A 13,181-nucleotide genomic window follows, 5' to 3' on the forward strand; every position below is an offset into this window, starting at 1 on the left:
GTGGACACAACAATGGTTCAAAAGAAGCAATATGTTACAATAAAAGGTACAAAGGATGGGTTAATCTTCCTATTGGATGATAGCTGTTCTTATGAAAGTTTGATAGAAGAATTGATCGAAAAGTTATCCTCAAAGCATTATCAACAATCAGAAGCCCCTGATGTTCTCGTAAAAGTCGATATTGGATATCGCTTTCTCCAAGAACATCAGCAGGCTGAACTAGAGAACATTATTACAGAAGGACGTAATTTAGCTGTTGATTATTTTGAATCTCGTGTACTATCAAAAGAAGAGTCTGAGAGATTACGTCAAGAAGAACAAACGGTAACGTTAATGCGAATTGTTCGCTCTGGTCAAGTGCTTCATGTCAATGGAGATGTCTTATTAATAGGTGATGTTAATCCAGGTGGAACGTTGATCGCTAACGGCAATATTTATGTGATGGGTGCTCTTAGGGGAATTGCTCATGCTGGTTTTGAAGGCAATAAAAAAGCCGTCATATCTGCTTCTCTTTTAGCTCCTGCACAGTTAAGAATTGCTGATGAAATCAAACAATTTGATACAGAAGAAAGAATTGAACAAATGATGGCTAGTGCATTTTTAACTGAACAAAAATCTTTTCAGATTGGACGAGTTCAGCAACTTGTACAATCCCATCCAGAACTTGCAAAAAATGAAGCGCAATTACAAGTGTAAAGTATGTTTAAAGAGGATAGTCTATCGATCGCAAACATGTTTTACGGTTGAAAACTATTAATTTGAACGTAGATTATAGAAAAGCGTTATAGAAAGGGGTCATCAGCGTGGGAGAGGCAATCGTCATTACAAGTGGAAAGGGTGGCGTTGGGAAAACGACAACGTCTGCTAATATAGGCACAGCCCTTGCGCTTTCGGGGAAGAAAGTTTGCTTAGTGGATACAGACATCGGGCTCCGCAATCTTGATGTTGTCATGGGACTTGAAAATCGAATTATTTATGACCTCGTTGATGTGATAGAGGGGCGTTGTAAGTTGAAGCAAGCATTAATCAAAGATAAACGCTTTGATTGCTTGTACTTGCTACCTGCTGCACAAACGAAAGATAAAACTTCTGTTGAACCTGAACAAATGAAAGTCATTGTTGATGAATTAAAACAAGAATATGATTATGTTCTAATAGACTGCCCTGCAGGAATTGAACAAGGCTTTAAAAATGCAGTTGCGGGAGCAGACCGCGCAATCGTTGTAACGACACCTGAGGTTTCCGCTGTTCGCGATGCCGATCGAATTATTGGTTTGCTTGAGCAAGAGGACGTTGAAGCTCCAAGGCTAATCGTGAACCGTATTCGCGGTCATATGATGAAAAACGGAGATATGTTAGACGTTGATGAAATTGCCTCCATCTTAGCGATTGATCTTCTTGGTATAGTTGTTGATGATGAAGAAGTAATTAAGCATTCCAATAAAGGTGAACCAATCGCGCTTCATACAACAAGCAAGGCTTCGATTGCCTACCGGAACATTGCACGAAGAATTCTAGGTGAAACTGTTCCATTAATGGCACTCGAAGAACAAAGGGGCATGTTTGCTAAAATCAAAAAGCTATTTAGCGTAAGGTGAAAACGATGTAGAGCAAGTGACCAATGTCAGGCACTTGCTCTTTTTGATGCTCTAAAGCACTACGTTCCGTTTCTAATATTAAAGTTCATATTTTGGCATTATTCTTGATAATTATCGAGCAACTAGGATTAGGAGCGGTGAGTAACGAGACGCTTCTTTTCATTCACTTTCTGAGCTCCGCACCAATTATTTGGCAGACTTCGGTAACAGAGGAAGAAGGCTATGTTATGATTGTTTTCAAGAATGTGGTTTTTAAAAATAGGAGGCCAAAATACATGACGATGATGGAAGAACATTTGGAAGAAACTACAAAGAGTATTCGTTGTATGGTGTTAACGGTAACGGATTCGTGTTCGTACGAGGACGATGAAAGTGGAGCATTGATTAGGTCAATGTTAGAAGAAGAAGGACACTGTGTGACAGAGTACCAAATTATTAATGCAGAATATAGCTTAATTCAACACTGGATTAAAATTGCTGCGATTCGTGCAGATGTGGATGCTATACTAATTACAGGAGGAACAGGGATTGCCCTTCATGATACGACGCATGAAGCTGTTAGAGATAGTTTAGATAAAGAGATGCCGGGATTCGGAGAGTTATTTCGCCATTTAAGTTTTAGAGAAGAAATCGGTACAGCTGCGATTTTAAGTCGTGCAATTGCAGGTGTACGTGACGGGAAGGCGATCTTCTCGATGCCTCGACCAACAGGAGCGATTCAATTAGCAATGGACCGAATTATTCTTCCTGAAATCGGATCTGTCATGAAAGAAATACTTATGGATAAAGTAAGAGTGTGATAATTAGGTAAGAAAGGCTGCATAGAGATTAAGGTCTCGGGCAGTCTTTTTGTTTTTCGAATAAAATTCGAAAATAATAGAAAAAAGGCGAGGGACTGTCCAAAAGTACAGAATAGAGGTGGCAGGGTTCCGTTCTCTACTTTCCTTTAGAGGAGAAACTCACTCCTCTAAAGGCTTTTAAAAGATGTAGCGACTACGCTTTGATGCAATCGAACTGCTTTCTAGCGATGCTGCTCATATCGATCTTGTTTTGTTGCTTGTTTCAGCCAAGCAATTTCATCGGCTGATACATCAAATGATTCGATGGAACGTATGTTTTCTTTTACTTGCTTTGCACTGCTTGCTCCGGATACAACGGAAGCCACGACTGAAGAGTTTAGGCAGTATTGTAAAGCTAGTGCTTGGAGCGGACGACCATCGAGTAACTCATGCTCCAATTTAGAGCGTAATGATACGAGCTCTTCGTATGAATAAGTAAGGTAGCCTTTTTCTTTAATGGAATCAGCCATTGTCTCAAGCTTTCGATCAGTAAGTAATCCTTTAGCGACAGGCCCTCTAGCGACAACACTTACCTCGTTTTTTTCTAGAAAAGAAAATAACTCTTCTGGTCGACGATCAAGTAAACTGTACTGCATCATTATGCTGACAATGGATGAACGCTTTACATATTCGCGAATGACATTGGGACGAATGGAAGAAATACCGTAATAGCGGATGACACCCTCTTTCTTTAGCTCCTCAAAGGCATCTATTGTCTCATCAATATTGTCTTCAATTGTTCCTCCGTGAAGCTGGTATAAATCGATATAGTCGGTTTGAAGTCTACGTAAGCTATCTTTTACAGCTGCCATTATATGTTTTTTTGAAGGGTCCCAACTCCAGCCCTCTTTTCCTTGTTCAAAACGATTACCTGCTTTTGTAGCAAGAATAATATCGTTTCGTTTGCCTTTAATAACCTCACCGATAAGTTCCTCGTTTATCCCTTGATAGTACAAATCAGCAGTGTCTAAATAATTGATGCCGCCATCAAGCGCCGCTTCAATGACTTTTCTTGCGTTACTTATCTCAGTTCCAATGCTCATACAGCCAAGGCTAACTTCACTAACATACAAATCAGATCGACCAAGTTTACGTGTTTTCATTATCAGGTCTCCTCTCGGCGATATGTTCTTTCGCTACTAGTTTGTTTTCCGGTTCTTAAAAGAATAAAACATTTAAAAGAACATCCCCAGTGGCAATGGCTTCGCGCGCCGTGCGCCTTCCCGCGAAGTGCACTCAAAAGGCTTAAAACAAAACGGCGGCTCCGCTCATTGCAATAGAGATAGATAAAAAAGGAAGACCGCCTTTTTTATCTATCTCTATTATGTCATAACACCTACGGACAAGTCATATAGTTAAGTAAACTAGTTTGAAAAGGATGGGGGAGCATATGTCCAAGGATATAAATAAGGTACGTAGAAAACTAGAAAATAGACGGCGTCAAATCAACAGCAATGTCAAACAGCGTGAACGGACGGTGCCGATGCTCTTAAATCGACATGAGGATGCGAGAGAAGAGCCTGACTTTTATGTGCCACCATCTACAAATGATGAAGGAGCGAAAGTACATGTTCCGAAAGGGGATTTTTTCCTTTTTCGCTTAATGGCATCCGTTTGTATTTTCTTAATGACGGCTATTCTTTTTCAATCAACTGTTCCACAAGCAGAAGGTGCAAAACGTTTTGTACAACAGACGTATGAGCAAGAAATTCAGTTTGCGGCAGTGGCTAATTGGTATGAAAATCAATTTGGGCGACCATTAGCTCTCGTGCCAGCAAACCAGGATATGGCCCAAGGGGACCCGAATGATCAAGTAGAAATGGTGTATGCGGTTCCGGCATCAGGTACAATCAGTCAGGATTTTGATCATGATGGAAGAGGGATCTTAATTGAGACAGGAATGAATGCTGAAATTGAGGCAGTAAAAGGTGGACAAGTGAGCAAGGTTGGAGCCGATGATGAGGGGGGGAATCTTGGGAAAACCGTCACTGTAATCCATTATGATGGTACAGAAGCAGTGTATGGGATGCTTGATCAAGTGGAAGTGAACTTGTATGACCATATCCAACCAGGCTATAAAATTGGTTTAGTCTCTACGAATGAAGAAGCACAAAAAGGGGTTTTCTATTTTGCGTTAAAGGACGGCGACCAATATATTAATCCTAGCGAAGTTATTTCTTTTGAGTAATTATGAGAGAACTGGCAGCGAAAATTAAGATTAACCCATTATTTTGGTTCGTCCTTGGCATCGGTGTTTTTACAGGGTACTTTAGAGAAGTGTTGATGATATTTATGATTGTGTTCATACACGAAATGGGACATGCGATTGCGGCATACATCTTTAAATGGAGGATTCATAAAATTGAATTATTGCCATTTGGTGGAGTGGCCGAAGTCGAAGATGTCGGGAATAGGCCTTTTCACGAAGAACTGATTGTTATTATCGCAGGGCCACTACAACATATTTGGATGATGGTTCTGTCTTATTGCTTAGTTCAAACGTCATTTTGGACTAGTACGGATCATCATCTTTTTATTTGGCATAATATGATGATTCTTCTATTTAACTTGATCCCGATCTTACCTCTTGATGGAGGAAGACTTGTACAACTATGGTGTACGTATCGCTTTCCTTATGTTCGAGCGCTCACTGTTTCTAGGTGGATTTCTTGTTTTGTTTTGTTAGCGATTATTTTAATAAGCTTGATTTGGTTCCCTTATCATTTGAATTTATGGGTTGTCATATCATTTCTACTCATTACAAACTATCTTGAATGGAAGCAGCGGCATTATAGATTTATGCGCTTTCTTATGGCTCGCAGATCGGATAAAGGTGGTGAGACGGAGCAACCGTCAATCATAGCGGTGCGCGATTCCCTTTCGCTACGAGAAGCGATGAAGTTACTTAAACGTGGGCGTTATCATTTATACAAAGTATTCCAAGTGAAAAAAGGAACAGCGTGCATGATTGAAGAAAAAGAGTTATTACAAATGCTCTTTACGACCAAAAAGCCACACGTTCCCCTTTCACAGTTGCTTCATATGATAAAAAAGTAGGGCAAGAAGTCGTAAACCATAGATGGGTACGACTTTTTGCATTGAAACTGGTACAATGAAGAAAAGATTCAATTAAAGGGGCTTTTCTCATTGAAGAAGATATATTTTAATATGGCGACAAGGGAAAGAAGAGCGGCTGTTGTCGAGAATGATCGTGTCGTTGAATTAATGGTTGAGCGTACACTTGAAAATAGAATTGTTAGCAATGTGTATAGAGGAAGAGTTGTAAATGTTTTACCAGGGATGCAAGCAGCTTTTGTTGATATTGGACGTGATAAAAATGGCTTCCTTTACCGTGATGACTTACTCTCCTTTCATTTATCCAACGAAGATGAGGATAAGAAAAAAGAGCGCAGTATCTCGGAATTTGTGAAACAAGGTGAAGAATTGTTAGTCCAAGTAACAAAGGAAGGATTCGGTTCAAAGGGTCCAAGATTAACAGGGGTTGTATCTTTTCCAGGACAGTTTCTTGTTTATATGCCAGAAGGTGATTATGTCGGGGTATCTCGTCGTTTTTCAAACGAGGTAGAGCGGGAACGTTGGAGAGAAATTGCAGAAGGAATTATTGAGGATAAAGAAGGTTTAATTATTCGCACATCTTGTGAAGGGAAGCAAGCGGAAGTTATTACTCAAGAATTTCATTTTTTACGTAAATTGTGGAAGGAGCTCTGGAAAGAAGGTAAGAGCAAAAAAGCTCCAACGTTAATTCATCAAGATTCTGGATTGATCGAACGAGTTGTACGGGATTTTTCTTTTACGGAAATTGATGAATTGGTAGTTGACTCTATTGATGATTATAAATTACTTAAGGAACTTCTCGAACCATTTCCTAAACTGCAGCAATCGCTGTCGCTTTACCGTGAGAAGGAAAACCTTTTCTCAGCATTTGGAATTGAAAAAGAGCTTGAACGTGCATTACGACGCCAGATTTGGTTGAAAAATGGGGCTTATTTAATGATTGACCAAACAGAAGCACTCACGGTAATTGATGTAAATACTGGGAAATTTACAGGGAAAACAAACCTCCATGATACCGTTCGGAAAACGAACAGCGAAGCAGCGAAGGAAATTGCACGACAACTCCGTTTACGTGATATTTCTGGAATTATCGTCATTGATTTTATTGATATGAAGCGAGAAGAAGATCGTAATTATGTTCAAAATGTATTTGAAAAAGCGTTGAAAAACGATCGGACGAAAACAAATGTCCTCGGCATTACAGGGTTAGGCTTGTTAGAAATGACAAGAAAAAAAGTAAGACAGAATCTTCAAGCCAGTCTTTCAAAGACGTGTCCAACATGTACAGGTAAAGGGGTCGTTCTTTCAGATGAAGCCCAGGCGTTTAAGATTGAACGGCAATTATGGGAGCACCGCGGAATGGGTGAAGAAGCAATTGTCTTGGAATTGCCAGCTGTTGTTTCAACTGTTCTTTTTGGACAAAAAGGCGAGCATTTAAAACGGCTAGAAGAAGCACTTGGCTTCCGAATTCTTGTCTACCCAAATAAAAGTTTGCAGGAAGAGAGATTTTCGCTTCGGTATATTGGGAATTTAGATGAAGCCATTGCGCAACTTGAACGATTGAAAGCGAAATAAACACGTTGACATAATTCAAGAAAATATGCTACAATATCGCTTGTTAGTTATTTGGTCGCACCCAAACAACTATAACCGCACAGAGCAGGTTTTACAAAGGTTTAAACCTACCTGGGATGGCGAGTCTGAGTATATGAGGAGGTGCAAGTATGTACGCAATTATTGAAACTGGTGGTAAGCAAGTAAAGGTTCAAGAAGGCCAAGAAGTTTACATCGAAAAATTAGACGCAGAAGCTGGTGAAACAGTTAGCTTCGATAACGTTTTATTCGTAGGTGGCGATGAGGTGAAAGTTGGTGCTCCATATGTAGAGGGTGCTACTGTAACGGCTAAAGTTGAAAAGCAAGGTCGTGCGAAGAAAATCATCGTTTGGAAAATGAAAGCTAAGAAAAACTACCGTCGTAAGCAAGGTCACCGTCAACCTTACACGAAAGTGGTAATCGAGAAGATTAACGCTTAAGTCATGATTACGGTTGAGGTTACACGTAACGATGAACGTAACATTGTCTCTTTTACGATGAGTGGACATGCAGACTCTGGTCCGCATGGTCATGACCTCGTTTGTGCTGGAGCTTCAGCTGTCTCTTTTGGATCTGTCAATGCGATTGCTGCCATTTGCGGTGTAGAGCTAGACATTGAAATGGAGGGTGAAGGTGGATTTCTCCGCTGTCACGTTCCAAACGGTTTGGATGAGGTGACACTTGAGAAAGTACAGCTTCTTCTCGAAGGGATGATCGTATCCCTTCAGTCGATCGCTGAAGAATACAGCCGTAATATTCAAGTTAACGAAACATTCGGGAGGTGAATTCCATGTTAAAAATGAACCTTCAATTTTTCGCATCGAAAAAAGGGGTAGGTAGTACAAAGAACGGACGTGACTCGATCTCTAAGCGTTTAGGCGCTAAGCGTGCTGACGGTCAAACTGTAACAGGTGGTTCAATCCTAGTACGCCAACGCGGAACACGCGTATATCCTGGTGTGAACGTAGGTAAAGGTGGAGACGATACACTATTTGCGAAAGTAGACGGCGTTGTTAAATATGAGCGCGTTGGTCGTGATCGCAAGCAAGTGAGCGTATACCCTGCATAATAATGAAAAAGTCTCTTTATAGCAGTTAGCTATGAGGGGGCTTTTTTGTTTTTATCAAAAGAGACCTGAGCCTTTTATAAACGAAATAACAGTACTATTCATCAACCAAAAATCATTGTATAGTGAGAATATAATTCGTTTTGCGAAATAAAAGAGGTGACGAACAAATTGAAAGCTTTTGTAAACGGAACAATTCTAATCGGAACAGGTAAAACGATCAAATTAGGTACTGTTCTCATAAATCAAGGAAACATTATTGCTGTTGGAAGCGACATTACGATTCCAGCGGATGCAGAAATAATCAATGCAACTGGAAAGTACATAACTCCAGGTTTAATTGATGTTCATACACATTTAGGTGTGTTTTCAGAAGGTTTAGGACAGGCTGGACATGACTTTAATGAAACAACCGACGCAGCTACACCATACATTCGCGCGATTGATGGAATTAATCCATTCGATCGAGGGTTTGAAGACGCGCGGATGGCTGGCGTGACAACCGTTCAAATCATGCCGGGCAGTGCCAATGTCATTGGCGGAGAAATGTCTATCGTGAAAACGAAAGGAACCGTCGTTGATGAAATGATCGTTAAATCACCATCTGGAATGAAAGCGGCGTTCGGAGAAAATCCAAAACGTGTTCACGGAGGAAAAGGGAAATTGCCTGTGACGAGAATGGGTGTTGCAGCTTTATTCCGACAGCAGTTTATGAAAGCACAAGACTATAAAAAGAGTTTAGAAGCTGGAGAAGTTAAAATGCGTGATCTTGGTATGGAACAACTTGTAAAAGTATTGAATAAAGAGATTCCATTACGAGCTCATGCACATAGAGCAGATGATATTGCAACATTGCTAAGACTTATAAAAGAATTTGATATTGAAGCTACCATTGAGCATTGTACGGAAGGTCATCTGATTACTTCCTACATAGCAAAGCATGATGTTCGAGTATCTGTAGGACCAACAATGACCTCTCGCACGAAGCAGGAATTAAATAACAAAGGTTGGCACACTCTCATCGAGCTAGAAAAGCATGGGATACCTTTTTCCATTACAACAGATCATCCAGTCGTTACCATTGACCACCTCATAACATCAGCGATAACAGCGGTGAAATTTGGCTTGTCAGAAGAAGCGGTATTTCGAGCAATAACGGTTCGAGCAGCCGAACATTTAGGGATTGACCACCAAGTAGGAAGTTTAGAAGTAGGCAAGGATGCAGATATTGTCATTTGGAACGCTCATCCATTAACAGCTCAAGCGATTGTGGAAAAGACGTTTATTAATGGAGAATGTGTGTATAATGAATAAGGGATAGAGGCTAGTTAAAGAGGGTATTGAAAAAGGGGCGGGTTTTCCTTTTTCAATACCCTCGAAGCCAATGCTGCTTATTTAAATATCTGTACAATATTAATGGTATGCTGAAAATGGGAAAGGTGTTAAAGGTGGAAAAAAATAAAGAACAAGAAAAAATAAAGCGATTACAAGAGTGCGCGTCTGATGCAAAACATGAAGGCGAGCAAAAGAAGCTTATGACAGAATTGGCTATCATTATGGAAAGAGAACGCATTGAAGAATGCAATCAATCTCACTCTACTTGGGGAAGTGAGGAGCAATGAAGGTAACTGTTGTTGGTTATTGGCATGCCTACCCAGAACAAGGAGAAGCTACATCGGGGTATTTGGTTGAAGAAGAAGATTACAAAGTATTGCTCGATTGTGGCAGTGGAGTGCTCTCATCCTTGCAAGCTTATTGTCATGTTACGGAGCTTGATGCGATCGTTTTGTCTCATTATCATCATGATCATCAAGCAGATATTGGCGCATATCAGTATGCTCAAATTGTACATAAAGGTTTAGGAACAACGATGAAGCAACCAACCATTTATGGACATATAGAAGATGATCTAGCTTTTTCGAAGCTTGGATATAAAGATGTTGTAAAGGCGGTTGCCTATGACGACCGGCAGTCGTTACAGATCGGACCGTTTACGTTTTCGTTTTTGAGTACGCATCATCCTGTCCCTTGTTTTGCAATGAAAATAGAAAGCAAAGGGAAAACGTATGTATACACAGCTGATTCTAGTTACTTTCCGGAACTAGCTAAGTTTGCGACGAGAGCTGATTTATTAATTGCAGAATGCAGTGGATATAAAGGGGATCAAATCGCACAATTTGGCCATATGACAAGTGAAGACGTTGGTAAACTTGCTGACATAGCGAAGCCAAAACAACTTATCTTAAGCCATCTTCCACACTTTGGGGACCATAATAAATTAGTCAAAGAAGCGGCTGAGCATTTTTCGGGTGAAATAGTTCTGGCTTCTAGTGGCTTAATAAAGGAATGACATCACTAACTACTTAGTGGTGTTTTTTGTTTCATTTCTCAAGAATGTCAAAGTTTGAAAGTAGCAATGATTTTTGAATATCTGTATAATGAATCTAGTAGAGTCTATTCAAACAGGGGAAAATCACCCTGTTTGAACAGACTCTAGTAATTTAGAAAATGATAATGAGGTAACAAAAATGAGAAAACAAGTAGAGAACTTGACCATCGTAGCATGGGTAACATCGTTGATAGCAACACTAGGTTCATTATACTTTTCTCAAGTGAGAATGTATGAGCCTTGTACTCTTTGTTGGTATCAACGTATCTTTATGTATCCGCTTGTAATCATATTCATCATAGGAATTATTAAAAAGGATGCAACGGTTGCTCTGTATTCAGCTGTCTTATCGTTGATCGGAATTGGTCTATCAAGCTATCATTACGCGTTACAAAAAATTCCGTTCTTCACTCAGAATGCCCCTGCATGTGGTCGTGTTCCGTGTACGGGTCAATATATAAATTGGTTTGGATTTGCGACAATCCCGTTCCTAGCATTGACTGCTTTTACGATTATTTTTATATGTAGTTTAATGATCTTGAAGTTATCTAAGGAGGACTAATAATGAAGAAAATTATAATATTCGGTAGTATTGTTGTTCTGATTTTTGTTGCTTTAATTGTTGTTTCAAATTTAAATCAAGCACAAAAGGCAGCAGGAAATCCTTATGGGAAAGATCGACTGCACCCAGCAACTGTTGAATTACTTGATGATCCTAATTATCAAAACATCATTCTACCAGATGAATTAGAAGAGAATCTCGTTAACGAGAAGGCCGTTACTGTTTATTTCTATAGCTCAACTTGTCCTTATTGTAAAGAAGCAACACCAAGGTTGGTTCCATTGGCAGAAGAAAATGGCATTAACTTAGTTCAATATAACTTACAGGAGTTTGAAGAAGGCTGGGATCAGTACAACTTAGACTCTACCCCTACGGTCATTCACTTTGAAAATGGGACGGAAGTGGGGAGAATTGTAAGTGCAGTATCGGATAACGAGTTTCAACAATTTTTTGACGAATATGTCTTAAGTGAATAAGAGATTATATGAGGGTAAGTGAAGAGTAGTTCTTTACTTATCCTTTACTTTTTCTTTACATAAAATTAATTGCGTATATAAGCATATGGTTATATAATTGGATACATAAAGAAAGGACTGATGTGAATGAGTAATACGATTTCTACTGTCGAGATTGATGTAGCAGCTAAAATCTTAAAGCTTCTTGGAGACAAAACGCGATTAGCGATGATAGCGATGTTGTCAGAAGATGAATGCTGTGTGTGTGAGTTTGTAGAGTTATTTCAAATGAGTCAGCCTTCGATTAGCCAGCATCTCAGAAAACTAAAAGATATTGGCCTTGTAGAAGAAAACAGGAAAGGTCAATGGATTTTCTATCGTATTAATACTGCACACAAGGGATACCCATTCGTTCAATCACTACTTGCTCATCTCCCAGAGCAAAAGGGAAAGCTGATTGAATTGGAACAACGCGGGTTACGAGTATGCTGTGACTAGTTGAGAGAGAAAGAAGGAGTGAGAGAAAATGAGTAATGAAAGCGGGAAAGGAATCGGTTTTTTTGAACGATATTTAACGATATGGGTTATTATCTGTATTGTTGTAGGGGTTGCAATTGGACAATTCCTTCCTTTAGTTCCAGAAACCTTAGCAAGGTTTGAGTATGCGCAAGTGTCAATTCCAGTTGCCATTTTAATTTGGTTAATGATTTATCCTATGATGGCTCAAGTTGATTTCAGCTCCATTGTCAATGCAGGTAAGAAACCAAAAGGATTAGTCATAACCATTATCGTTAACTGGGTAATTAAACCTTTTACAATGTTCTTTTTTGCTTGGTTGTTTTTAAAGGTGATATTTGGAGGAATCATCCCTTCTGATTTAGCGACAGAGTATATTGCAGGTGCCGTATTATTAGGAGCCGCACCTTGTACAGCTATGGTATTCGTATGGAGTTATTTAACCAAAGGGGATGCAGGGTACACTCTTGTCCAAGTAGCAATTAATAACTTGATCTTATTAGTTTTGTATGCACCGATTGTGATGCTGCTTTTGAGAGTCGGAAATGTGAGTGTGCCGTTTGATACAGTTTTACTTTCTATTGTTTTATATGTGTTAATCCCCCTCATTGCAGGGTATTTATCTAGAGTTTTAATTATAAAAAAGAAAGGGAAAGAATGGTTTGAAAATGTGTATTTAAAAACAGTTGGTAAGTTTACGATTGTTGGACTATTGCTAACGCTTATTATTCTATTTTCATTCCAAGGCGATGTTATTATGAGCAATCCTCTTCATATTGTTCTTATTGCCATTCCATTAACAATACAGACCTTCTTTATTTTTGCTATTGCCTACTTTTGGGCAAAGTATTGGAGAGTAAATCATAGTGTGGCAGCTCCAGCTGCTATGATTGGCACAAGTAATTTCTTTGAACTTGCCGTTGCCGTTGCTATTGGCTTATTCGGCCTTCATTCAGGTGCTGCATTAGCTACTGTTGTTGGTATTTTAGTGGAAGTACCGCTAATGCTCTTTTTAGTCAGGATTGCAAATAACACTAGACATTGGTTTCCGGCAAAATCGGTTACTAATTAAATCTAACAATAAATTC

At 39.4% G+C, this 13,181-nt stretch carries 17 protein-coding genes and 1 other annotated feature; of the genes, 16 read left to right on the forward strand and 1 reads right to left on the reverse strand.

Annotated features, from left to right (window positions below; genetic code table 11):
• Nucleotides 1–12 precede the first annotated feature (12 nt).
• The 3 genes from minC to AC1FXP_RS09515 all read left to right on the forward strand — a co-directional run bounded on the left by minC (nucleotide 13) and on the right by AC1FXP_RS09515 (nucleotide 2,398).
• On the forward strand, nucleotides 13–696 hold the full coding sequence (gene minC, locus AC1FXP_RS09505) for a septum site-determining protein MinC (RefSeq protein WP_480060683.1): 684 nt from the start codon (nucleotides 13–15) through the stop codon (nucleotides 694–696).
• 107 nt (nucleotides 697–803) lie between these two features.
• Nucleotides 804–1,598, forward strand: coding sequence for a septum site-determining protein MinD (gene minD / locus AC1FXP_RS09510; RefSeq protein WP_034626951.1), 795 nt, complete (start codon nucleotides 804–806; stop codon nucleotides 1,596–1,598).
• Between the two features lie 275 nt (nucleotides 1,599–1,873).
• Entirely contained in the window at nucleotides 1,874–2,398 is a 525-nt protein-coding gene (locus tag AC1FXP_RS09515; RefSeq protein WP_480060685.1) for a MogA/MoaB family molybdenum cofactor biosynthesis protein, read from the forward strand.
• Nucleotides 2,399–2,619: 221 nt separating this feature from the next.
• On the opposite strand, the gene AC1FXP_RS09520 is transcribed toward AC1FXP_RS09515, so the two are convergent.
• A complete protein-coding gene (locus AC1FXP_RS09520; RefSeq protein WP_480060687.1) occupies nucleotides 2,620–3,540 on the reverse strand; it encodes an aldo/keto reductase in 921 nt (306 codons plus the stop codon).
• Nucleotides 3,541–3,827: 287 nt separating this feature from the next.
• On the opposite strand from AC1FXP_RS09520, the gene AC1FXP_RS09525 reads away from it, so the two are divergent.
• The 13 genes from AC1FXP_RS09525 (at nucleotide 3,828) to arsB (ending at nucleotide 13,165) form a co-directional block, all read left to right on the forward strand.
• Complete coding sequence (locus AC1FXP_RS09525; RefSeq protein ID WP_480060689.1) at nucleotides 3,828–4,625, forward strand: peptidoglycan DD-metalloendopeptidase family protein; 798 nt, start codon at nucleotides 3,828–3,830, stop codon at nucleotides 4,623–4,625.
• A 2-nt stretch (nucleotides 4,626–4,627) separates the two neighbouring features.
• Nucleotides 4,628–5,494 carry a M50 family metallopeptidase gene (locus AC1FXP_RS09530; RefSeq protein ID WP_480060691.1) on the forward strand — a complete coding sequence of 289 codons (867 nt, stop codon included), beginning with the start codon at nucleotides 4,628–4,630 and terminating at the stop codon, nucleotides 5,492–5,494.
• Between the two features lie 90 nt (nucleotides 5,495–5,584).
• Complete coding sequence (locus AC1FXP_RS09535; RefSeq protein ID WP_480060693.1) at nucleotides 5,585–7,087, forward strand: Rne/Rng family ribonuclease; 1,503 nt, start codon at nucleotides 5,585–5,587, stop codon at nucleotides 7,085–7,087.
• Nucleotides 7,088–7,150: 63 nt separating this feature from the next.
• Nucleotides 7,151–7,224 (forward strand) — a sequence feature (ribosomal protein L21 leader region).
• A gap of 12 nt (nucleotides 7,225–7,236) precedes the next feature.
• The gene (rplU, locus tag AC1FXP_RS09540) at nucleotides 7,237–7,545 is read left to right on the forward strand and encodes a 50S ribosomal protein L21 (protein ID WP_034626944.1); all 309 of its coding nucleotides are present in this window, start codon (nucleotides 7,237–7,239) and stop codon (nucleotides 7,543–7,545) included.
• Between the two features lie 3 nt (nucleotides 7,546–7,548).
• Nucleotides 7,549–7,890, forward strand: coding sequence for a ribosomal-processing cysteine protease Prp (locus AC1FXP_RS09545; RefSeq protein WP_480060695.1), 342 nt, complete (start codon nucleotides 7,549–7,551; stop codon nucleotides 7,888–7,890).
• 5 nt (nucleotides 7,891–7,895) lie between these two features.
• Nucleotides 7,896–8,174 (forward strand): 50S ribosomal protein L27, encoded by a 279-nt coding sequence (gene rpmA, locus AC1FXP_RS09550; RefSeq protein ID WP_250097012.1) that lies wholly within the window; start codon nucleotides 7,896–7,898, stop codon nucleotides 8,172–8,174.
• Nucleotides 8,175–8,342: 168 nt separating this feature from the next.
• Nucleotides 8,343–9,485: an amidohydrolase gene (locus AC1FXP_RS09555; RefSeq protein WP_480060697.1), complete on the forward strand. Its 1,143-nt coding sequence runs from the start codon at nucleotides 8,343–8,345 to the stop codon at nucleotides 9,483–9,485.
• Between the two features lie 134 nt (nucleotides 9,486–9,619).
• Complete coding sequence (locus AC1FXP_RS09560; RefSeq protein WP_480060699.1) at nucleotides 9,620–9,793, forward strand: hypothetical protein; 174 nt, start codon at nucleotides 9,620–9,622, stop codon at nucleotides 9,791–9,793.
• Entirely contained in the window at nucleotides 9,790–10,521 is a 732-nt protein-coding gene (locus tag AC1FXP_RS09565) for an MBL fold metallo-hydrolase (protein WP_480060701.1), read from the forward strand. The genes AC1FXP_RS09560 and AC1FXP_RS09565 overlap by 4 nt, the downstream gene beginning before the upstream one ends.
• Nucleotides 10,522–10,699: 178 nt before the next feature.
• Complete coding sequence (locus tag AC1FXP_RS09570) at nucleotides 10,700–11,122, forward strand: disulfide oxidoreductase (protein ID WP_480060703.1); 423 nt, start codon at nucleotides 10,700–10,702, stop codon at nucleotides 11,120–11,122.
• 2 nt (nucleotides 11,123–11,124) lie between these two features.
• Complete coding sequence (locus AC1FXP_RS09575) at nucleotides 11,125–11,598, forward strand: thioredoxin family protein (RefSeq protein ID WP_480060705.1); 474 nt, start codon at nucleotides 11,125–11,127, stop codon at nucleotides 11,596–11,598.
• A gap of 126 nt (nucleotides 11,599–11,724) precedes the next feature.
• On the forward strand, nucleotides 11,725–12,075 hold the full coding sequence (locus AC1FXP_RS09580) for an ArsR/SmtB family transcription factor (RefSeq protein WP_480060707.1): 351 nt from the start codon (nucleotides 11,725–11,727) through the stop codon (nucleotides 12,073–12,075).
• 28 nt (nucleotides 12,076–12,103) lie between these two features.
• Nucleotides 12,104–13,165, forward strand: coding sequence for an ACR3 family arsenite efflux transporter (gene arsB, locus AC1FXP_RS09585; protein WP_480060709.1), 1,062 nt, complete (start codon nucleotides 12,104–12,106; stop codon nucleotides 13,163–13,165).
• Nucleotides 13,166–13,181: the final 16 nt, after the last annotated feature.

The sequence above is a fragment of the Halalkalibacter sp. HAAS-P013 genome, assembly GCF_056619925.1.